Raw genomic sequence first — 21004 nt, forward strand, 5'->3', positions numbered from 1 at the left:
TTTTCCAAGAGAAACAAAAATATACATCTTTCTCAACGCAGAAAATCATATATTGGCATTGTATAATGTTAACATAGCCAAAAATAACCGTCAACGTTTTTTTGATTTTATGATATAATATCCCTTTTTCTTTTCTACAACTTCGACTTCAGAAAACACTTCCTCTAGTTTCTTCAGTGCAGATGGTGCACCTTGCTTCTTTTGAATAACAATCCACAACTCTCCACCTGGAACTAAATACTCTACAGCCTTTTCTAAAATCTCATGCACGATATCTTTACCTGCACGAATTGGAGGATTAGATAGAATAGCAGCATACATACCATCTACATTTTCATAGACGCTACTTTGAAAAATGTGTACATTTCCAATTCTATTGTTAGCGGCATTTTCTTTCGCAAGCTCAAGCGCCCTTTCATTCACATCCACCATGTGAACTTTACGGTCTTGAAACTCTTTCGCCAACGATAAACCAATTGGTCCATATCCACAACCTACGTCTAATATATCACCTTTAATATCCGACACTTGAAACGCTTCAATTAAAAGACGAGAACCAAAGTCCACTTCGTTTTTCGAGAACACCCCACGGTCAGATAAGAAAGTAAATTGAGATCCACGAAGTGCAAATTCCCATCGCTTGCGATCACTTTTACTAGAAGGGTCATTAGAAAAATAATGGTCTGCCATATGGCCACCTCTTTTCTTTACAGTTAAAAAAAAAGCTCGCATGAGAGCGAGCTTTTTTTAAAGCATCAAAAGTTAATTACTTAACTTCTACAGCAGCGCCAACTTCTTCAAGTTTAGCTTTCATTTCTTCAGCTTCCTCTTTAGAAACGCCTTCTTTGATTGCTTTTGGAGTGTTGTCAACTAATTCTTTAGCTTCTTTTAAGCCAAGACCAGTGATTTCACGTACAGCTTTGATAACTTTGATTTTTTGAGCGCCAGCACTTGCAAGTACTACGTCAAATTCAGTTTTCTCAGCAGCAGCTTCACCAGCGCCACCAGCTACAGCTACAGGAGCAGCAGCAGTTACGCCGAATTCTTCCTCGATAGCTTTTACTAAGTCGTTAAGTTCTAATACAGTCATAGATTTAACTGCTTCAATGATTTGTTCTTTAGTCATTGTAAATATCCTCCCTTAAATAGGTTTGTATTGTTTTATAGATAACAAGTAATTATCTTTTAAAAAATTAAGCGCCTTGCTCTTCCTTTTGATCTGCAACTGCTTTAGTAGCAAGTGCAAGGTTACGGATTGGAGCTTGAAGAACGCTAAGAAGCATAGAAAGTAAGCCTTCACGTGATGGAAGAGTAGCGATAGCTTTAACCTCATCAAGTGTTACAAGTTTACCTTCGATTACACCAGCTTTAATTTCTAAAGCTTCATGTTTTGTAGCGAAGTCGTTTAATACTTTCGCAGGAGCAACTACATCCTCGTTACTGAACGCGATTGCGTTTGGTCCTGTTAAGAATTCGTTTAACTCAGCCATTTCAGCAGATTCTGCAGCACGACGAGTTAAAGAGTTTTTGTAAACTTTGAACTCAACGCCAGCTTCACGTAAGTTTTTACGTAATTCTGTTACTTCAGAAACTGTTAAACCACGGTAGTCAACAACGATCGTAGATTTACTTTCACGAAGTTTGTCCGCGATTTCAGTTACAACTTGTTGTTTAGTTTCGATTACTTTGCTCATGTTATTACACCTCCTGTAGATTATATAGAAGATGTACCGAAAGTGCACTAAAAACCTCCATGCCCAACTTGTAGACATGGAGGCATATAGTCACAGAAAAAAAATTCCGTTTCGTATATTAACACCTAGGTAGGAAATTAAGTCTATTGACACCTACTGTCTACGGTACACTAATTAAATTCACAACATAAATGATTATATAAAAACTTCTTTATGAAGTCAACTTCCAAAATTTACGCTAATGTAGAAACGTCTACACGTACGCCAGGTCCCATTGTAGAAGCAACTGTTACGTTCTTCATGTAAGTACCTTTTGCAGCAGCTGGCTTAACTTTTTGTAAAGTGTCAGCAATTGTGCTGAAGTTTTCTACTAATTTAGCATCTTCGAAAGATACTTTACCGATTGGAACGTGGATGTTACCAGCTTTATCAACGCGGTATTCAACTTTACCAGCTTTGATTTCGTTAACAGCCTTAGTTACATCGAAAGTAACTGTTCCAGTTTTAGGGTTTGGCATTAAACCTTTAGGTCCTAATACGCGACCAAGTTTACCAACTTCACCCATCATGTCAGGAGTTGCTACTACTACATCGAAATCGAACCAACCTTGTTGGATTTTACCGATGTAATCAGCATCGCCTACGAAGTCAGCTCCAGCAGCTTCAGCTTCTTTAGCCTTTTCACCTTTAGCGAATACTAATACACGTTGTACTTTACCAGTACCGTGTGGAAGAACAACTGCACCACGGATTTGTTGGTCAGCTTTCTTAGGGTCAACACCTAAACGGAATGCAACTTCTACAGTCGCATCAAATTTAGCTGTGTTTGTTTTCTTTACTAATTCTACTGCTTCTGTTGCAGAGTAAGCAGTTGCACGATCAACAAGCTTTGCAGCTTCTACGTACTTTTTACCTCTTTTAGCCATTTTTATTTCCTCCTCGAATGTGGTTTTAGCGGAATAACCTCCCACGTTTACGCTTATTTTCAGGTATAACCTGAGGATGCGCGCCATCCATTTATTTAAAAACGATAATCATTTACGATAATAAAGGTTGCGAATTGGAATTCCAGACCCGCAACCTTTTTAAAAAAACAAATCGAATTAGTCTTCGATAACGATGCCCATACTGCGTGCAGTACCTTCAACCATACGCATTGCAGCTTCTACGCTAGCAGCGTTTAGGTCAGGCATTTTAGTTTCAGCGATTTCGCGTACTTTATCACGCTTAACAGTTGCCACTTTATTACGGTTTGGTTCACCAGAACCAGACTCAATACCAGCTACTTTCTTAAGAAGAACAGCAGCAGGAGGAGTTTTAGTAATGAAAGTGAATGAACGGTCCTCAAATACCGTAATTTCAACAGGGATGATAAGACCAGCTTGATCAGCTGTACGAGCGTTAAACTCTTTACAGAAGCCCATGATGTTAACACCTGCTTGTCCTAATGCTGGACCAACTGGTGGAGCTGGGTTAGCTTTACCTGCAGGAATTTGAAGCTTTACCATTTTAATTACCTTTTTAGCCACGAGACACACCTCCTTAAGTCCGTGATGTGGTCAATTGGACAGTGATTTGCCCTCCCACGTCATATTTTATCTGTAAGGATAAAATCTTTCAAAAAACGTCTCCGATAACGAAGACGTACTGACTTAAAAGATATTATCACTTTTTACAATTCATTTCAAGTTTCATTTTATAATTTTTCAATTTGATGGAAGTCAAGCTCAACTGGAGTCTCGCGACCAAACATGTCCACAAGCACGCTAACCTTTTTCTTCTCCACATCAATTTCTTCAATAGCACCTGTATAATCTGCGAATGGTCCCTCATTTACACGCACTGTTTCATGAAGTTCAAAGTCGAAATCAACCACTTCGTTGTCCATTCCCATATGCTTCATAATGGTAACAACTTCCTCTTCTAATAGAGGTGATGGTTTAGATCCAGAACCAGAAGAACCAACGAACCCAGTTACACCTGGCGTGTTACGTACAACATACCAAGAGTCATCAGTCATGATTAATTCTACTAATACATAACCTGGGAACACTTTTCTTTTCATTAATTTTTCTTTACCGTTTTTCATTTCTACTTCTACTTCTTCCGGGACAACAACACGGAAAATTTTATCTTGCATACCCATTGATTCTACACGTTTCTCTAGGTTTGCTTTTACTTTATTTTCATATCCAGAATAAGTATGGACAACATACCAACTTTTTTCCATTCATTTAGGACGAGCGTCCTTCCCTCCCTGACGTACATTTTTTTGCGCAAATGAAAAAACCCGTTCACCGGGCTTTTACACAGTTCTTATAAATAACATTATATCATGGATAAGTGCTTCTTATTCAAGAATTAACCAAGAATTAACCGAATTAAAGAAGAAATGCCCATATCAACCACTGCGAAGAAAATCGCAAAGAAGACAACTGTAGCGATAACAGTCGCTGTTGAACGGAGTAATTCATCTTTTTTAGGCCAACTTACTTTTTTCATTTCGCGACCTACATCGCCGAAAAAGTTCGTTAAACGCATCTACGGGACCTCCAGTGTATTATTTCAATTATTTATTTTGTTTCCTTGTGAACTGTATGCTGATTGCATGTTTTACAAAACTTTTTTATTTCAAGTCGCTCTACTGAGCTCGTATCTTTCATCGTAGAGTAGTTTCGATTTTTACACTCTTCACATGAGAGTACAACTTTTTTCCTCATTAGTTACACCAACCTTGTAACATTATGTCCCTAAAAATGTATCATACAACAAAAGACAATGTCAATGACATGCCTTTTGTACTCTCTACAAAAAGAAAACAGGTGATTTTTTACACCTGTAGTATTTGTTATGAATTTAAAGTGGTACTCTCTCTCATTTCCATATATCGTTCCAATTTCCGCTTGACTCTCTGTAAAGCGTTATCAATAGATTTCACATGTCTATTTAACTGTTCCGAAATCTCTTGATAAGAACGACCATCTAGATATAAAGAAAGAACTTTCCTTTCTAAATCGCTTAATAATTCAGATATTTTAGATTCTATGTCTGTATATTCTTCCTGACTTATAATCATTTCTTCAGGATCTGTTACCTTTGCTTCCGAAATAACATCTAATAACGTCCGATCAGATTCCTCATCATAAATCGGCTTATCTAAAGACACATATGAATTTAACGGAATATGCTTTTGCCTTGTTGCTGTTTTAATAGCGGTAATAATTTGTCGAGTGATACACAGTTCAGCAAATGCTTTGAATGAAGACAGCTTGTCCTCTTTATAATCACGAATCGCTTTAAACAATCCAATCATACCTTCTTGAACAATATCTTCTCGATCGGCACCCACTAAGAAATAAGATCTTGATTTCGCGCGAACAAAGTTCTTATATTTGTGAATCAAATATTCTAGAGCGTCAGTATTACCTTTTCGAACTAACTCAACGATTGCCTCATCCTCTAAATCACGAAATGTAACGTCGCCTACACTTACGAAGCCTGCTTCCACCTTGATCCCTCCGACCGCTATTTATTTAGCAATATTATACAGTAAAAAGATAAAGAGCGTCAATGCTTCAACGCTCTCCTCTTCTTAATTTTTCTAATTTTTCTGTAATATCTTTACTAAATATCTTTCGCATGGCGGGTTGCTTTTCTTTTGTGTCTTGCGTACGCCTTCTTACTTGTTGCTCCATCGCTTGTACTTCCAACTCTAATTCACGTGCCGATTTCCGAAGAGCACCTTGCGCAAATATAACCCATTGTTCCGTATAATCAGAAGTCGCAACATATATTTGCGTATTTATATTTCTAAGCTCAATCGCTAGTTGCTCTATCTTTTCATCTGCAGTTTGATTCTTCCTCGTGAATATGACTTCCACACGCGATTGTTTCATCTTTTTTTCAATACCTTGTACTGTATAAGCATCAAAGACTATCATTACCTTTGTACCAGTGTATCCTTGGTAATCCGCCATCTTATCAATCAGTGCATCCCTTGATGATTGCAAATCTACATCCCGTAGTTTCTTCAAGTCTCCCCAAGCTCCGATAATGTTGTAACCGTCAACGATTAAAATATCGTTCATTTTTTATTTACCAATTTCGTGACGCTTACGATATACCTCATACATTAACAAACTTGCGGCTACTGAAGCATTTAAGGATGTAACTTTACCGACCATCGGTAAAGTAATTAGGAAATCACATTTTTCACCAATAATACGACTCATACCTTTCCCTTCACTTCCAATTACTAATCCAATTGGCATTTTACCATCTAAATTACGGTAATCCGTTTTCCCTTTTGCATCTGTACCAGCAATCCAAAGTCCACGTTCTTTTAATTCATCGATTGTACGAGATAAATTCGTTACACGTGCAACAGGAATGTATTCAATTGCTCCAGTAGATGCTTTTGCAACTGACGCTGTAAGTCCCACAGCTCTTCTTTTCGGAATAATAATTCCATGAGCTCCTGTTGCATCCGCAGTACGCATAATAGAACCTAAGTTATGCGGGTCTTCAATTTCATCTAAAATTAAGAAAAACGGATCTTCATTACGCTTCTCTGCTACTTTAAATAGATCTTCTAGCTCAGCATATTGATACGCAGCCACTTGAGCAATTACACCTTGATGGTTCCCCTCAACTAATTGATCTAACTTCTTCTTTGGTGCATGTTGTAAAATAACCTTATTTTCTTTCGCTAGTGCTAGTACAATTTGTACTTGTCCTTTGGCAGCACCTTCTGCAATCCAAATTTTATTAATATCTCTTCCTGATCGTAACGCTTCAATTACAGGGTTACGTCCGATAATATATTCACTACTCATGATGATGTGCCCCCTTCCTTTTCTTCTAAAACAGCAATTGCCTTATATACAATTTCGTCTAATCTTTCGCGATTATTTAATAAATGATGATAGCCAATTAGCGCTTCAAAGGCTGTACTATATCGATATGTTTGTACATCTGTATTTTTCGGAACAGTACCTGAATTTGCATTACGCCCTCTTCTTAGTACCGCTTCTTCTTCCTCAGTTAAAAATGCTGTCTCTAATAAATGATAAACAACTTTCGCCTGTGCTTTTGCCGAAACAAAGTTTGTCCCTAATCGATGTAATTGGTTAGGACGAACTTTCCCTTTTTGGAGTAGGTGATAGCGGATATATTGTTCATATACCGCATCACCCATATATGCTAACGCTAAGCTGTTCAATTGCTTTGCATCAATCATTCTTATCCTCTTTTCCATCTTGTACCTTGAGCGGTATCTTCTAAAATAATATTACGATCTTTTAAATCATCACGAATTTGATCTGATAATGCAAAATCTCGATTTTTACGAGCTTCAATCCGCTTTTGAATAAGTGCCTCAATTTCTTCATCAAGCAACTCTTCTTGCGCTAATTCTAGCCCTAAAATATCAAATAATGTTTCAAGTTGTTTTACGTATGCTTCAATTACAACTGTAGACGTATGTTCTTCCAGTAAATATTGATTTGCATGATTTGCTACATTATATAATTCAGTGATTGCATTAGCAGTGTTGAAGTCATCATTCATCGCTTCTTCAAATGCAGTCTGGAATTTTTCCAGTTCAGCTAACCATTTCTCATTATGATCTGTTAACTCAGTACTACTTTCCATACGGTGTTTTAAGTTACCGTAAGCCGTTTTAATTCTTTCCAGTCCGTTATTTGTGCTTTGTAATAACTCTTCACTGAAATTAATTGGGTGACGGTAATGTACCGATAACATAAAGAATCTAATTAGCTGCGGATCATATTGCTTAATGATATCGTGAACTAAAATGAAGTTCCCCAGTGACTTAGACATCTTCTCATTATTAATATTAATATATCCATTGTGCATCCAATAACGTGCAAATGTTTTTCCTGTTAATGCTTCAGACTGTGCAATTTCATTCTCATGATGAGGAAATGCCAAGTCTTGACCACCAGCATGAATATCGATTGTATCTCCTAAGTATTTACGCGCCATTGCCGAGCATTCAATATGCCAGCCCGGACGACCGTTCCCCCAAGGGCTTTCCCAGAAGATTTCTCCTTCTTTCGCAGCTTTCCATAAAGCAAAATCAAGAGGGTCTTGTTTCTTTTCTCCTACTTCAATGCGTGCACCGTGACGTAAGTCTGCGATTGGTTGATGTGATAATTTACCGTACCCTTCGAATTCCTTCGTTCTAAAGTACACATCACCTTCTGATTCATATGCATATCCTTTATTCACAAGTTCTTGAATAAATTCAATAATAATGTCCATATTTTCCGTTACACGCGGATGAACTGTTGCATGTTTGCAACCTAGTGCCGTTACATCTTCAAAATACGCTTCAACGAAACGGTCCGCAATTGTCGGCACATCTTCCCCTAATTCATTTGCTGCTTTAATTAGTTTATCATCTACGTCAGTAAAGTTAGATACATACTGCACATCATAACCTTTATATTCTAAATAACGGCGTACCGTATCAAATACCATAGGTGGTCTTGCGTTCCCAATGTGAATATAGTTATAAACTGTAGGTCCGCACACATACATCTTTACCTTATTTTCTTCTAATGGAGTAAACTCTTCCTTTTGACGCGTTAACGTATTATAAATGTGAATAGTCATTTTTACCCTTCCTTTCTACCTTTACTTCAAGTTGTTTTTTCAATTTATCAAGTTCTACTTCCATGACCTTTAACTTATCAAAAATTGGGTCTGGAAGGTCAGAATGATTTAATTCTTGACCGATCTTTACTCCATTTTGAATAACGACTCGGCCAGGTATACCTACAACTGTAGAATGTGCAGGGACTTCTTTTAATACAACAGACCCTGCTCCAATTTTAGAGTTCTCTCCAACTGTAATAGAACCTAGTACTTTAGCACCTGTTGCAATTAATACATTATCCTGAATTGTAGGGTGCCTCTTTCCCTTTTCTTTACCCGTACCACCTAATGTAACCCCTTGATAGATTGTTACATTATCGCCAATTTCGCACGTTTCTCCAATTACAACCCCCATTCCATGGTCTATGAAAAAACGACGACCAATTGTTGCTCCTGGATGAATCTCGATGCCAGTAAAGAAACGACTAACTTGTGAGATCCAACGTGCAATAAAGAAGAAATTCTTTTTATAAAAAGAATGTGCAATTCGATGGGCCCAAACTGCATGTAATCCAGAGTAAGTCAAAATGACTTCGAAATAACTTCTTGCCGCTGGATCCTGTTCAAAAACGACTTCAATATCTTCCCGAAGCCTCTTAAACATCGACGTTCCCTCCCCTTTATGGGCTGCTTTTTCGAGCGAACTAAATCCCTACTTATCTTCCTAAACCTTTATACACGCAGATAAAACTTATACTCATACCCAGTTTTACGGTATAAAAAAAGACGCCTCTGTCATATTGACAGAGACGCCTTATAAGCGCGGTTCCACTCTGTTTAGGCTAAAAAAAGCCTCAAACTCATCTCTGATAACGGTGTACACCGCTTCTGCTTACTTTACGCCCTAAGACGTTTCGCAAAACAATTTGCTGTTCAGCAGAAGACTCGAAGGGGCATTTCAAAAATCCGCTTATAAACCACTTCCAGCCTAAAGGTGGTTCTCTCTGTAAAAAGCCTGATTTTCTACTTCTCCTTCTCGTCGCTTTTCCTTATTAGGTTTTAAGTATACTTATTATATTTCTAAACCTAGAAAATGTTAACCAATTACTTTTTGAAGACGATTTAAAACTTTTTCTTTTCCAAGAAGTGCAATAGCATTAGGAAGCTCTGGACCATGTGTTTGACCAGTAGTTGCAACACGGATTGGCATAAATAAGTTTTTACCTTTATGACCTGTTTCCTTTTGAACTGCTTTAATAGCCGCCTTAATTGCTGCTGGTTCCATCTCTTCTAGTGCTTCTACTTGACCAGCAAATGCACGAAGTACCTCTGGTACTTGTTCACCTTTTAATACTTCTTGTCCTTCTTCTTCATGATCAACATGATCTTTGAAGAACATTTCAGAAAGCTCTACAATTTCAGCTCCAAAACTCATTTGTTCATGATATAACGCAATTACATCACGAATCCAAGCTTGTTCTTGTTCACTTAAAGTTTCACCTATACGTCCAGCTTTCACTAGATGCGGTAAGCTTAATTCTACCACCGTATCTAAGTCTTGCTTTTTCATATATTGGTTGTTCATCCATTTTAATTTTTGAGAATCAAATAATGCAGGCGATTTTGATAAACGAGCTGCATCGAACATTTTGATAAACTCTTCTTGAGAGAAGATTTCTTCTTCTCCTACTGGCGACCAACCTAGTAGTGCAATAAAGTTAAAGATTGCTTCTGGAAGATATCCAAGCTCTTTATATTGCTCAATAAATTGAATAATAGATTCATCACGCTTACTTAATTTTTTACGGCTTTCATTTACAATTAAAGTCATATGACCAAATTGCGGGATATCCCAACCGAAAGCTTCATAAATCATCATTTGTTTTGGCGTATTTGAAATATGATCATCACCACGAAGTACGTGTGTAATTTCCATTAAATGATCATCTACTGCTACCGCAAAATTATAAGTTGGAATTCCATCTTTTTTCACGATAACGAAATCACCGAAATCATTTGAATGGAATGCAACTTCATCTTTTACGATATCTTTAAATGTGTAATCACGGTCAGCTGGCACACGGAAACGAATACTTGGAATACGTCCCTCAGCTTCAAATTCTTTCACTTGTGCTTCAGTTAAATCACGATGATTACCTGCGTAACGAGGTGTTTCACCACGAGAGATTTGCCCTTCACGTTCTGCTTCTAGCTCTTCTTCTGTCATATAACATTTGTAAGCTAAACCACGCTCTAGTAAATCTTCATATAATTTTTTATAAATATCTAAACGCTCTGTTTGACGATATGGTCCAAATTCACCACCAACATCAACACCTTCATCCCAGTCCATACCGAGCCATTTCAAGTATTTTAATTGGCTTTCTTCTCCACCAGCAACATTACGTTTTACATCAGTATCTTCAATACGAATAATAAACTTACCATCTTGATGACGAGCAAATAAATAATTAAATAATGCCGTACGCGCATTTCCGATATGTAAGTGTCCTGTTGGACTTGGCGCATAGCGCACTCTCACTTGCTTTTCCATAATTGGTACACCTTCCATTCTTAATGTCAACACATTCTATAATTGTACACCAAAAAAATGTGATTATCCATCTTACGAATTAAAAACCATATTATTTTTTCTGTAATAAAACAACTGCTTGAGAAGCAATTCCTTCTTCTCTACCTGTAAATCCTAATTTTTCTGTTGTTGTTGCCTTTACATTGATATTATCAATAGACGTTTCTAATAGTTCACTAATGCGTTGACGCATACTTTCAATATGTGGTGCCATCTTTGGCTTTTGAGCAATAATTGTACAATCTAGATTCCCTAACTCGTAACCTTGTTCACGTACAAATTCCCAAACCTTTTGCAGCAATACAGCTGAATCAGCATCTTTAAAGGCAGGATCTGTATCAGGGAAATGCTTTCCAATATCCCCAGCTGCAATTGCACCTAAACATGCGTCTGCAATCGTATGTAACAATACGTCTGCGTCTGAATGACCAATTAATCCTTTCTCATGAGGAATTGTAATTCCACCAATAATTAACGGTCTGCCTTCCGCAAATTCATGCACATCAAAACCTTGTCCAATTCGAAACATTTTTTACATCCTCCTCAAGCTAAACTACATAGCTTTATGATTCTATATTATATCGCTATCCTTATAAAGAAAAGCCCGGCTGTTGCCGAGCTTTTCTTCGCTATAATCATCACTGTCATTTCTTTTGAACATGAAGGAAACTTTCAGCAATTAATAAATCCTCTGGAGTCGTCACTTTAATATTATAATAACTCCCCTCTACTACACCTACTTGCTTCCCGATACGTTCTACGAGACTTGCATCATCTGTACCAAGGAAACAACTCTGTTTCGCACTTCTATGAGCTTCTAACAAAAGAGAAACAGCGAACCCTTGTGGTGTTTGTACAGCTTTAAGCTGAGATCTTTCTACCGTTTCAACAACGATATCCTGCTCTACTTTCTTAACTGTATCTTTCACTGGTACCGCACAAATGGATGCTCCATATCTTTCCGCTGCAGTTAATACATCTTGAATCACTTTATTCGTTACAAATGGACGCGCACCGTCATGTACAAGAACATAATCAACATCACTAGTATGCTGAATGGCGTTATATACACTATCTTGTCTTTCAGCTCCACCCTGAATAAATTGTACTGGCTTTTCAATTGGATACTTCTGCATTAATTCTTCAAAATAAGGACGTTCCTCTTCGTTAATTGCCATAATAATACTTTTGCACGCTTTATCTGTTTCAAAAGCACGTAACGTATGCACAATAATCGGTACTTCATTAATAAGTAAGAACAACTTATTTTTATCGGCACCCATCCGCTTACCTTGACCAGCTGCTGGAATAATTAATGTATACATATTAATAATCCTCTACTTATAATGCTTTTTCTAATAATTTACGTTTGGCGAAAATCATACGACCAGCCGATGTTTGTAACACACTAGTAACAAGCACATCGAGTTGTGAACCTACATATTCCCTACCATCTTCTACTACAATCATCGTGCCATCATCTAAGTATGCAACACCTTGATTTTGTTCTTTTCCATCTTTGACAACATAAACACTTAGTTCTTCACCTGGGAGTACAACAGGTTTAATTGCATTAGCTAAATCGTTAATATTTAACACCGTTACCCCTTGTAATTCAGAAACTTTGTTTAAGTTGAAATCATTCGTTACTACCGTTCCACCAGTGATTTTCGCCAACTTTACAAGTTTGCTATCCACTTCTTGAATATCATCGAAATCGCCTTCATAAATTTCTACCGGAATCGGCATCTCTTTTTGAATACGATTTAAAATATCTAATCCCCTGCGACCACGATTACGTTTTAAAGCATCAGAAGAATCGGCAATGTGCTGAAGTTCTTCTAACACGAATTGTGGAATCACAATTGTTCCTTCTAAAAACTTCGTTTGGCAAATATCAGCAATACGTCCGTCGATAATTACACTCGTATCGAGAATTTTCCAATGAGTTGTAGATTCTTCTACCTCTGTTTCAGTTTCTTCATTATCACTATTATTATTTTTCTTCTTTCCACGTTGTGGTAGTGTAAATAACCCTAGCAATTCATTCCTCTTTTTAAACCCTACTTGGAATCCTAAGTATCCAAGTAAAAGAGTAAAGAATACTTGCAACACTGTACTAATAACTGGAATTGTAAATTCACGAATTGGTATTAAAATTAAATACGCAACAATAAGCCCAGAGATTAAACCTAATGTACCAAATAAAACATCCGCTACAGGCGCCTTTACAAGAGCCTCTTCAATATGCTTGATAAGTTGAACAATATAATCTACAAGCCAAAATGTTGTTAAAAATAAAATAATTGCACCAATAATTGCACGAGCATACGATCCTTCCAATAAAGGAACGGCACCGATGTCTAATACATTAATAACTTTTGGGATTAAGTAAATCCCTAACGCTCCCCCAATTACTAGAAAGAAGAGCTGTACAATCCGTTTTAACATCCAACCACCTCCTACTCATTATTAACCATTGTTTCGCTAATCAAAACGCCGAATGCAAAAGCGGACGTGTTTTTTTATAAATAGTTTTATTTACCAATATATCATATCATATACCAAAAGTGTTCTAGTGTCGTTATATTATGGAATCAATGTAATATTCTTAATTGTGTCTACTCATATAGAGATGCTCTTGGATTCTTTTTAGGCCTTCTCGTATTTTCTTCGCCCTGACTTCTCCAATTCCTTCCACATCATCCAATTCATTAATAGTCGCTCGACAAACACCTTGCAAAGTCTTAAACCGATTAATTAAATTTTCAATGATAAGTGGCGGAACGCGCGAAATTTTGCTTGTGATTCGGTATCCTCTCGGCGTCACACTTTCTTCTAAACTCGTTTGCCCTGGGTAGCCAAGCAATTTAACTAAATCGCTATCCTCTAGAAGTTGCGTGTTCGCAAGCTCTTGTAACTTTTTCAAAATTTGATGATGGTCTTGTGTTTTTTCTTGGTAATAATCTTTAATTAATAACGCTGCCTCTGCCTCTAAATCAGCTAGTAGTTCTGTAAGTTGTAAACGAATTAACCTACCCTCTGTTCCTAACTCATGAATATAGCTCAATATTTCATTTTTAATACGCAGTACCATTTCAACACTATGTAACACATGAACCACCTCGGACATTGTAACGACTTCTTCAAATTCTAGAATGCCCAAATTCGTAATACCATCATTCCATACGGCCTTATATTTTTCTAACGTTTGAATAGCTTGATTTGCCTTTGTTAAAATAACACCTATATCCTTTAGTGTATAACGTAAATTCCCTTGATATAGTGTAATTACGTTACGTCTTTGTGAAATAGCCACAACGAGACTACCTGTCTGCTTTGCTACACGCTCTGCCGTCCGATGGCGCATACCTGTTTCAATAGAATCAATAGATGCCTCTGGAACTAACTGTGCATTTGCAATTAAAATTTTACTTCCAGTTTCATTTAAAATAAGTGCCCCATCCATTTTTGCTAATTCGTATAAACTAGCAGGAGAGAATGCACAATTAATGTGAAATCCTCCATCAACAATACTTTTAATTTGTTCATTATATCCAAGAACAATTAGTCCCCCTGTTTGTGCGCGAAGCACATTATCTATCCCTTCGCGCAGTGGTGTTCCTGGGGCCACGAGCTGTAAAATATTAATCATACTTTTGACACGTTGCTTGTTTTCTTCCATAGCCTAGCCTCCTAATGTCAAACGAAGCGCTTCCCCTAAATTAGATACACCTACTACCTCAATCCCATCCGGGATTGTCCATCCCCCCAAATTTTTTCTAGGAATAATAGCACGTTGAAATCCTAATTTAGCTGCTTCTTGTACACGTTGTTCAATTCTTGATACTCTTCTTATTTCTCCAGTTAATCCTACTTCTCCTATTACTGCATCAGTTGGTGTCGTAGGTTTATCTCTAAAACTTGAAGCAATACTTAAAGCCACAGCTAAATCAATTGCTGGTTCATCTAATTTCAAACCACCTGCTACTTTTAAATATGCGTCTTGGTTTTGCAATAATAAACCTGTTCTTTTTTCTAGCACTGCCATAATAAGCGATACACGGTTATGATCAATTCCCGTCGCCATTCTTCGAGGGTTTCCAAAACTAGTAGGGGAGATTAATGCTTGTATTTCTACTAAAACCGGTCTTGTTCCTTCCATTGAGGCAACTACTGTTGATCCTGCGACTCCAACGGGTCTTTCCTCAAGAAAAATTTCAGAAGGGTTTAAGACTTCCGCAAGACCAAGCTCTTTCATTTCAAAAATACCCATTTCATTCGTGGAACCAAAACGATTCTTCACAGCTCGCAAGATACGATATGTATGATGACGATCTCCTTCAAAGTAAAGAACTGCATCGACCATATGTTCTAACATACGAGGTCCTGCAATTGCCCCCTCTTTTGTTACATGTCCGACGATAAAAATAGGAATTCCTTTCGTTTTTGCAAGTTTCATTAATTCCGCTGTACATTCACGTACTTGTGCCACACTTCCCGGCGCTGACGTTACCTCAGGTAAATGTATCGTTTGAATGGAATCAATAACAACAAAAGCTGGATTCATCTCTTCAATGTGTGCAGCAATTCGCTGCAAATCTGTCTCTGCTACAACAAATAGATTACTACCCTTTACATGCAAACGATCTGCACGAAGTTTAATCTGTTTTGCCGATTCTTCACCTGATATATATAGTACATCATATGAAGAATCTGCTAATTGTGATGAAATCTGTAATAGCAATGTTGATTTTCCAATACCAGGGTCTCCACCAATAAGTACTAAAGATCCATCTACAATCCCACCACCAAGTACACGGTTAAACTCTTGGAATTTCGTTTCAATACGTGCCTCAGATTTTGTTTCTACTTCTGTTAGGCGTCTTGGTTTTGTTACTTCTGATTGAATTGCATTGGCATAATTAAGGCGTCTTGATGATACAACCGGTTCCATCTCTTCAACAAGTGTATTCCATTGACCACAACCAGGGCATTTCCCCATATATTTTGGTGACTGATAACCACACTCTTGACATGTGAATTTTGTTTTCTTTTTAGCCATATCGTTTTATATTTCACTTCACTTTCATCTATAAACAGTTTATCCTTCTCGTACAAGAAAGAGGGCTATCTCGTAGCCCTCTTAGTTTGTCTATACTTATTTTACCTTTTCAGCACTATGAATGACAAATGTTTCCCCTTCAACATCAAAGATAACTTTTTGTCCTTTCTCAATAGCACCTTTTAAAAGTTCTTCCGACAGTCTATCTTCTACATGTTTCTGAATTGCTCTACGAAGCGGACGAGCACCGTATTCTCGGTCAAATCCTTTATCAGCAATGGCTGAAATTGCTCCTTCTGTTAAATGCAATTCAATTTCTTGCTCTTTTAAGCGATTCACTAACTGATTTACCATAAGTGTTACAATCTCTTGAATATGTTTTTTCTCAAGCATATGGAACACGATAATTTCATCAATACGGTTTAAGAATTCTGGACGAAATGCCTTTTTCAGTTCATCCATTACCTTACCTTTCATATCTGAATAATCGCGGCTCTCATCTTGTACGTTAAATCCAAGATGTTTATTACGTTTTAACGCGTCTGCACCAACGTTAGATGTCATAATAACAATTGTATTACGGAAATCAACTGTACGCCCTTTAGAATCCGTTAAACGACCATCTTCTAATACTTGTAGTAAAATGTTAAACACATCAGGGTGAGCTTTCTCTACTTCATCTAATAGGACAACTGAATATGGCTTACGGCGAACCTTTTCTGTTAATTGTCCACCTTCTTCATATCCAACATATCCTGGAGGAGATCCAACCAAACGAGAAGTAGAATGCTTCTCCATATACTCAGACATATCGATGCGAATCATTGCATCCTCATCACCGAACATAGATTCCGCTAATGCTCTTGCTAGCTCCGTTTTACCTACACCTGTTGGTCCTAAGAAAATAAATGAACCAATCGGACGTTTCGGATCTTTCAATCCCGCTCTAGCACGACGAACAGCTTTCGCCACAGCCACTACTGCTTCATCTTGACCAATAACACGATCGTGAAGGATCGATTCTAAGTTTAACAATTTATCAGTCTCTGTTTGTGCAAGTTTAGAAACCGGTATACGAGTCCACGTAGAAACGACATTTGCAATATCTTCTACTGTCACTTCTGAGTTTTCTTTTCCTTGTTGCTCTTTCCATTGACGCTTCGTATCTTCTAACTTCTCACGTAAGCGTTGTTCCATATCACGTAAGGAAGCAGCTTTTTCAAATTCTTGACTTTGCACAGCTGCATCTTTTTCTTTTCTAATTTCCTCAAGCTTCACTTCAAGCTCTTTTAGATTTGGTGGTGTTGTATAAGAACGTAAGCGAACCTTGGAAGCAGCTTCATCAATTAAGTCAATTGCCTTATCTGGTAAGAAACGATCTGTAATATAACGGTCTGAAAGCTTTACAGCTGCATCAATTGCATCATCTGTAATAGATACACGGTGATGTGCCTCGTAACGATCACGTAAACCTTTCAAGATTTGAGTTGATTCGTCTAAACTTGGCTCATCAACGTGAATTGGTTGGAATCGTCTCTCTAAAGCCGCATCTTTTTCAATATATTTACGATATTCATCTAAAGTTGTTGCCCCAATACATTGTAATTCTCCGCGTGCTAAAGATGGTTTTAAAATGTTCGATGCATCAATAGCACCTTCTGCTCCACCTGCACCAATTAATGTATGAAGTTCATCAATAAATAGAATAATGTTGCCAGCTTGACGAATTTCATCCATAACTTTCTTTAAACGATCTTCAAATTCACCACGATATTTCGTTCCAGCTACAACTGTACCCATATCTAGTGTCATAACACGCTTATCTCTTAATGTTTCAGGAACTTCATTATTTACAATTTGTTGTGCTAATCCTTCTGCAATTGCCGTTTTACCCACACCAGGCTCTCCAATTAATACAGGATTGTTTTTTGTTCTACGGCTTAAAACTTCAATTACACGTTGAATTTCTTTACCACGCCCGATAACAGGATCTAGACGATTCTCACGTGCAACAACTGTTAAATCACGCGCTAAGCTATCCAGTGTCGGTGTATTTGCATTTGTTGAAGAACCACCTTGGTGACCTGAACTTGCTTCATTACTTCCAAGAAGTTGCAATACTTGTTGTCTTGCCTTATTTAGGCTAACACCCAAGTTATTTAAAACACGTGCTGCTACACCTTCACCTTCACGGATTAAACCAAGTAAGATATGTTCTGTTCCAACGTAAGAATGACCTAATTTACGAGCTTCATCCATTGACAACTCAATAACCTTTTTGGCACGCGGTGTATAATGTACAGTTTGAGAAGCTTCTGTTCCGCGTCCAATTAATGCTTCTACCTCTTTTTGAACTTTCTCTGGACTTAATCCAAGAGCAATTAACGCTTTTGCTGCAATTCCTTCACCTTCACGTACAAGCCCAAGTAAAATATGTTCTGTTCCAATATTATTATGCCCAATACGAATTGCTTCCTCTTGAGATAAAGCTAATACTTTCTGTGCTCTTTCTGTAAATCTTCCAAACATCATAGAAATCGCCTCCTACTTGCGCTTAGTTTTTTTCAATACGTAATCGCTCACGGATTAAGGTTGCTCTTCGATAATCTCTTTCTTCTGGTCCTAAAGGTCCACCTGCATATTGTTGTAAAATACCTGGTTGTGTAAGAACCATTAGCTCAGTCAAAATATTTCTCGATACACCTTTTATATATCCTAAATCAATACCAAGTCGTACATCTGATAAGCAAGTGGCCGCTTCCGCAGATTGAATTAACCGACTGTTTGCTAGTATGCCATAAGAGCGATAAACTTTATCTTCAAGCTCAATACTTGAATTTTGTACAATTAATTCTCTAGCCATTTTTTCTTGCTGTATGATTTGTTGAATGACACTCTTTAAATCTGCAATAATGTCTTCTTCAGATTTTCCTAGCGTCATTTGATTTGACACTTGAAATATATTACCTAACGCTTCGCTACCTTCACCGTATATTCCTCTTACTACTAACCCTAATTTTTGAATTACTTGTATAATACGGCTAATTCTTTTCGTTAAAACGAGTCCCGGTAAGTGAATCATTACAGAAGCCCTCAATCCTGTACCAACGTTAGTAGGACAGCTCGTTATATATCCAAGTGATTCATCAAAAGCATATTCAACCTCTTCCTCTATCCAATTATCTATTTGATTGGCACTTTGAAGGGCCTCTGATAACTGTAACCCTGAAAATAAGCACTGAATCCTAATATGGTCTTCTTCATTAAGCATAACACTAATATGTTCGCTTCCTGACAATAGACATGCTCCATATTCTGTTCCTGCAAGGTTAGGACTAATTAAATGCTTTTCAACTAATACTCTCCTTTGAAGAGGCGTTAATTCATTCATTTTTAATAGTTCAAACTCTCCAAAAGGTTCTACCGTTTTATTTATAAATTCCTTTTTAAATAATTCATGAATCTGTTTAGCTTCTTCTTCGTTTTGCATAGTAGAGAATTGATATTTTTTAAAATTACGAGCCAAACGTATTCGACTACTTAAAACAATATCAGAATCAGGGCCATCCCCCTTCATCCATGGACTAATCGCTTCATTCATAATTTTGTCCAGTGACATAGAACTATTCCCCCTCTCTATGCTCACTAAGCTGATTTTCAAGACCTCGAATTTTATCCCTTACTTCAGCAGCTTTCTCAAACTCCTCTTTCTGTACGTATTGTCTCAGAATGAGTTTTAGTTCATCTAATTCTTTCTTTAAGTGAATATTTCCTTCTATACGTTCCGGAATTTTTCCACAATGATCTGTATGTCCGCCGTGAAGACGTTTTAATAATGGCTTTAAATGTTCCTTAAATGTATCGTAACAAGAAGCACATCCAAAACGTCCCACCTTTGTAAATTGCTCATATGTCATCTTACAATCTGGACACCTTAATATACTTGTATTCGAAAGCCCATTTTGTCCTTCTTCAAACGTTGTTGATCCACCATGTAATAACCCAGCAAATAAATCATGGAATGAAAAGTTAGACTGCGGCGATTGAAAGAAAGACGTATAGCCACTTTGTTCTGCACATTGCTCACAAAGATGTACTTCCGTCTTCTGTTCGTTGATTACTTTTGTATAATGTAAAGTTGCTGGTCTTATATTACAGTTTTGACAAGTCATCACTATCCCACCTTTACAACAGGAACGATCTATCTCATAATATTTTTCATACATTACTAGATTGTTCACTTTCCCTTATTCGTTTAAATAAAAGTGCGTGTTCTTTTTTCAAAACTCCTACAATATTTAACTGCCTTATACCTTAGTTATTATTCTTTTACAAAAGCTGTATTTATTTATATTTCAGTGTTCTTAACATTGCGCATAATATTCGAGCCCTAAGTTCATCTCGAGAAGGAACATCCATTGATAATACAGAACGATCTAGTACACTTAACATAAGTTTAGCTTCACGATTTGTTATGATTCCCTCTTCTATTAAACGTATAATCATACTCTCTGCATTCCCTTGCGCAACGCTATGATCAATAATATGAAGCATTTGATCGATAATGTCTATATCGTCATGCAGTTTGACTTTTATAATGCGAATGTAACCTCCTCCACCACGTTTACTTTCTACTACAAATCCTCTTTCTATCGTAAAACGGGTATTGATTACATAATTGATTTGAGATGGTACGCACTCGAATCGATCCGCAATCTCATTTCTTTTGATTTCAATCACATTATTATTACTTAAGTCAATAACTTGCTTTAGATATTGCTCAATGATATCAGATATATTTCTCATTTATCCGCCACCTTTATTGACTTTGACTATCTTTGACTTTAATTATATACGTATTAATAAAATTTGCAACTCTTTTGCTTATTCACTATCCTAGCCACATTCCCTTGTATTTAATCAAAATAATAATTATTTAAACACATTTTTTAATTACTATGGATTATAAAAGAAAACACGAAAAAACACGAGTCAAATGACTCGTGTTTAATTGCTTGGCGACGTCCTACT

24 protein-coding genes and 2 other annotated features are annotated in these 21004 nt (G+C 37.1%); all 24 genes read right to left on the reverse strand.

Going from position 1 to position 21004, the window contains the following annotated elements:
* Positions 1 to 90 precede the first annotated feature (90 nt).
* On the reverse strand, positions 91 to 690 hold the full coding sequence (locus tag K5S59_RS22495) for a class I SAM-dependent methyltransferase (RefSeq protein WP_000763261.1): 600 nt from the start codon (positions 688 to 690) through the stop codon (positions 91 to 93).
* Between the two features lie 76 nt (positions 691 to 766).
* Positions 767 to 1126 carry a 50S ribosomal protein L7/L12 gene (gene rplL, locus K5S59_RS22500; RefSeq protein WP_000159737.1) on the reverse strand — a complete coding sequence of 120 codons (360 nt, stop codon included), beginning with the start codon at positions 1124 to 1126 and terminating at the stop codon, positions 767 to 769.
* A 67-nt stretch (positions 1127 to 1193) separates the two neighbouring features.
* The gene (gene rplJ, locus K5S59_RS22505; RefSeq protein WP_000048719.1) at positions 1194 to 1694 is read right to left on the reverse strand and encodes a 50S ribosomal protein L10; all 501 of its coding nucleotides are present in this window, start codon (positions 1692 to 1694) and stop codon (positions 1194 to 1196) included.
* Positions 1695 to 1733: 39 nt separating this feature from the next.
* Positions 1734 to 1878: a sequence feature (ribosomal protein L10 leader region), on the reverse strand.
* Positions 1879 to 1927: 49 nt separating this feature from the next.
* A complete protein-coding gene (gene rplA, locus K5S59_RS22510; RefSeq protein WP_002070162.1) occupies positions 1928 to 2620 on the reverse strand; it encodes a 50S ribosomal protein L1 in 693 nt (230 codons plus the stop codon).
* 177 nt (positions 2621 to 2797) lie between these two features.
* Positions 2798 to 3223 carry a 50S ribosomal protein L11 gene (gene rplK / locus K5S59_RS22515; RefSeq protein ID WP_001085872.1) on the reverse strand — a complete coding sequence of 142 codons (426 nt, stop codon included), beginning with the start codon at positions 3221 to 3223 and terminating at the stop codon, positions 2798 to 2800.
* 167 nt (positions 3224 to 3390) lie between these two features.
* Complete coding sequence (gene nusG / locus K5S59_RS22520) at positions 3391 to 3924, reverse strand: transcription termination/antitermination protein NusG (protein WP_000415794.1); 534 nt, start codon at positions 3922 to 3924, stop codon at positions 3391 to 3393.
* A 131-nt stretch (positions 3925 to 4055) separates the two neighbouring features.
* Positions 4056 to 4235, reverse strand: a complete 180-nt coding sequence (gene secE, locus K5S59_RS22525; RefSeq protein ID WP_001241321.1) for a preprotein translocase subunit SecE — start codon at positions 4233 to 4235, stop codon at positions 4056 to 4058.
* 32 nt (positions 4236 to 4267) lie between these two features.
* The gene (gene rpmG, locus K5S59_RS22530) at positions 4268 to 4414 is read right to left on the reverse strand and encodes a 50S ribosomal protein L33 (RefSeq protein WP_002070160.1); all 147 of its coding nucleotides are present in this window, start codon (positions 4412 to 4414) and stop codon (positions 4268 to 4270) included.
* 128 nt (positions 4415 to 4542) lie between these two features.
* Positions 4543 to 5202: an RNA polymerase factor sigma-70 gene (locus K5S59_RS22535; RefSeq protein WP_000387198.1), complete on the reverse strand. Its 660-nt coding sequence runs from the start codon at positions 5200 to 5202 to the stop codon at positions 4543 to 4545.
* Between the two features lie 67 nt (positions 5203 to 5269).
* Complete coding sequence (locus tag K5S59_RS22540) at positions 5270 to 5782, reverse strand: NYN domain-containing protein (RefSeq protein WP_000997888.1); 513 nt, start codon at positions 5780 to 5782, stop codon at positions 5270 to 5272.
* Positions 5783 to 5785: 3 nt separating this feature from the next.
* A complete protein-coding gene (rlmB, locus tag K5S59_RS22545) occupies positions 5786 to 6529 on the reverse strand; it encodes a 23S rRNA (guanosine(2251)-2'-O)-methyltransferase RlmB (protein WP_000093762.1) in 744 nt (247 codons plus the stop codon).
* Positions 6526 to 6933 (reverse strand): Mini-ribonuclease 3, encoded by a 408-nt coding sequence (locus K5S59_RS22550; protein ID WP_000564258.1) that lies wholly within the window; start codon positions 6931 to 6933, stop codon positions 6526 to 6528. The genes rlmB and K5S59_RS22550 overlap by 4 nt, the downstream gene beginning before the upstream one ends.
* Positions 6934 to 6935: 2 nt before the next feature.
* Positions 6936 to 8333, reverse strand: a complete 1398-nt coding sequence (cysS, locus tag K5S59_RS22555; RefSeq protein WP_000152266.1) for a cysteine--tRNA ligase — start codon at positions 8331 to 8333, stop codon at positions 6936 to 6938.
* A complete protein-coding gene (cysE, locus tag K5S59_RS22560) occupies positions 8314 to 8979 on the reverse strand; it encodes a serine O-acetyltransferase (RefSeq protein WP_000476503.1) in 666 nt (221 codons plus the stop codon). Before cysE ends, cysS begins: the two co-directional genes overlap by 20 nt.
* A gap of 138 nt (positions 8980 to 9117) precedes the next feature.
* Positions 9118 to 9364, reverse strand: a binding site (T-box leader).
* 47 nt (positions 9365 to 9411) lie between these two features.
* A complete protein-coding gene (gene gltX / locus K5S59_RS22565; protein ID WP_097845670.1) occupies positions 9412 to 10869 on the reverse strand; it encodes a glutamate--tRNA ligase in 1458 nt (485 codons plus the stop codon).
* A gap of 91 nt (positions 10870 to 10960) precedes the next feature.
* Entirely contained in the window at positions 10961 to 11437 is a 477-nt protein-coding gene (ispF, locus tag K5S59_RS22570; RefSeq protein WP_000488390.1) for a 2-C-methyl-D-erythritol 2,4-cyclodiphosphate synthase, read from the reverse strand.
* Between the two features lie 115 nt (positions 11438 to 11552).
* The gene (gene ispD / locus K5S59_RS22575) at positions 11553 to 12233 is read right to left on the reverse strand and encodes a 2-C-methyl-D-erythritol 4-phosphate cytidylyltransferase (protein ID WP_120449335.1); all 681 of its coding nucleotides are present in this window, start codon (positions 12231 to 12233) and stop codon (positions 11553 to 11555) included.
* A gap of 16 nt (positions 12234 to 12249) precedes the next feature.
* Entirely contained in the window at positions 12250 to 13359 is a 1110-nt protein-coding gene (locus K5S59_RS22580) for a PIN/TRAM domain-containing protein (protein ID WP_000919678.1), read from the reverse strand.
* Between the two features lie 160 nt (positions 13360 to 13519).
* Entirely contained in the window at positions 13520 to 14593 is a 1074-nt protein-coding gene (gene disA, locus K5S59_RS22585) for a DNA integrity scanning diadenylate cyclase DisA (protein WP_000392166.1), read from the reverse strand.
* Between the two features lie 3 nt (positions 14594 to 14596).
* Positions 14597 to 15973, reverse strand: a complete 1377-nt coding sequence (gene radA / locus K5S59_RS22590; RefSeq protein WP_001085204.1) for a DNA repair protein RadA — start codon at positions 15971 to 15973, stop codon at positions 14597 to 14599.
* Between the two features lie 96 nt (positions 15974 to 16069).
* The gene (clpC, locus tag K5S59_RS22595) at positions 16070 to 18505 is read right to left on the reverse strand and encodes an ATP-dependent protease ATP-binding subunit ClpC (protein ID WP_061678382.1); all 2436 of its coding nucleotides are present in this window, start codon (positions 18503 to 18505) and stop codon (positions 16070 to 16072) included.
* Between the two features lie 22 nt (positions 18506 to 18527).
* On the reverse strand, positions 18528 to 19592 hold the full coding sequence (gene mcsB, locus K5S59_RS22600) for a protein-arginine kinase McsB (RefSeq protein WP_000050824.1): 1065 nt from the start codon (positions 19590 to 19592) through the stop codon (positions 18528 to 18530).
* 4 nt (positions 19593 to 19596) lie between these two features.
* Positions 19597 to 20145 (reverse strand): protein-arginine kinase activator protein McsA, encoded by a 549-nt coding sequence (gene mcsA / locus K5S59_RS22605; RefSeq protein WP_000128407.1) that lies wholly within the window; start codon positions 20143 to 20145, stop codon positions 19597 to 19599.
* Positions 20146 to 20317: 172 nt separating this feature from the next.
* Positions 20318 to 20779 (reverse strand): transcriptional regulator CtsR, encoded by a 462-nt coding sequence (ctsR, locus tag K5S59_RS22610; RefSeq protein ID WP_001244555.1) that lies wholly within the window; start codon positions 20777 to 20779, stop codon positions 20318 to 20320.
* Between the last annotated feature and the right edge of the window lie 225 nt (positions 20780 to 21004).

This window comes from Bacillus sp. BML-BC051 (assembly GCF_019656175.1).
Classification (GTDB): Bacteria; Bacillota; Bacilli; order Bacillales; family Bacillaceae_G; genus Bacillus_A; species Bacillus_A mobilis.

Coding starts and splice junctions, on each gene's coding strand:
- radA (WP_001085204.1), bottom strand. CDS start 15,973: ATGGCTAAAAAGAAAACAAAATTCACATGTCAAGAGTGTGGTTATCAG.
- gltX (WP_097845670.1), bottom strand. CDS start 10,869: ATGGAAAAGCAAGTGAGAGTGCGCTATGCGCCAAGTCCAACAGGACAC.
- ispF (WP_000488390.1), bottom strand. CDS start 11,437: ATGTTTCGAATTGGACAAGGTTTTGATGTGCATGAATTTGCGGAAGGC.
- nusG (WP_000415794.1), bottom strand. CDS start 3,924: ATGGAAAAAAGTTGGTATGTTGTCCATACTTATTCTGGATATGAAAAT.
- ispD (WP_120449335.1), bottom strand. CDS start 12,233: ATGTATACATTAATTATTCCAGCAGCTGGTCAAGGTAAGCGGATGGGT.
- cysE (WP_000476503.1), bottom strand. CDS start 8,979: ATGTTTAAGAGGCTTCGGGAAGATATTGAAGTCGTTTTTGAACAGGAT.
- rplA (WP_002070162.1), bottom strand. CDS start 2,620: ATGGCTAAAAGAGGTAAAAAGTACGTAGAAGCTGCAAAGCTTGTTGAT.
- K5S59_RS22495 (WP_000763261.1), bottom strand. CDS start 690: ATGGCAGACCATTATTTTTCTAATGACCCTTCTAGTAAAAGTGATCGC.
- mcsB (WP_000050824.1), bottom strand. CDS start 19,592: ATGTCACTGGACAAAATTATGAATGAAGCGATTAGTCCATGGATGAAG.
- K5S59_RS22580 (WP_000919678.1), bottom strand. CDS start 13,359: ATGTTAAAACGGATTGTACAGCTCTTCTTTCTAGTAATTGGGGGAGCG.
- K5S59_RS22550 (WP_000564258.1), bottom strand. CDS start 6,933: ATGATTGATGCAAAGCAATTGAACAGCTTAGCGTTAGCATATATGGGT.
- K5S59_RS22540 (WP_000997888.1), bottom strand. CDS start 5,782: ATGAACGATATTTTAATCGTTGACGGTTACAACATTATCGGAGCTTGG.
- rlmB (WP_000093762.1), bottom strand. CDS start 6,529: ATGAGTAGTGAATATATTATCGGACGTAACCCTGTAATTGAAGCGTTA.
- disA (WP_000392166.1), bottom strand. CDS start 14,593: ATGGAAGAAAACAAGCAACGTGTCAAAAGTATGATTAATATTTTACAG.
- cysS (WP_000152266.1), bottom strand. CDS start 8,333: ATGACTATTCACATTTATAATACGTTAACGCGTCAAAAGGAAGAGTTT.
- ctsR (WP_001244555.1), bottom strand. CDS start 20,779: ATGAGAAATATATCTGATATCATTGAGCAATATCTAAAGCAAGTTATT.
- secE (WP_001241321.1), bottom strand. CDS start 4,235: ATGCGTTTAACGAACTTTTTCGGCGATGTAGGTCGCGAAATGAAAAAA.
- rpmG (WP_002070160.1), bottom strand. CDS start 4,414: ATGAGGAAAAAAGTTGTACTCTCATGTGAAGAGTGTAAAAATCGAAAC.
- rplL (WP_000159737.1), bottom strand. CDS start 1,126: ATGACTAAAGAACAAATCATTGAAGCAGTTAAATCTATGACTGTATTA.
- clpC (WP_061678382.1), bottom strand. CDS start 18,505: ATGATGTTTGGAAGATTTACAGAAAGAGCACAGAAAGTATTAGCTTTA.
- mcsA (WP_000128407.1), bottom strand. CDS start 20,145: ATGACTTGTCAAAACTGTAATATAAGACCAGCAACTTTACATTATACA.
- rplJ (WP_000048719.1), bottom strand. CDS start 1,694: ATGAGCAAAGTAATCGAAACTAAACAACAAGTTGTAACTGAAATCGCG.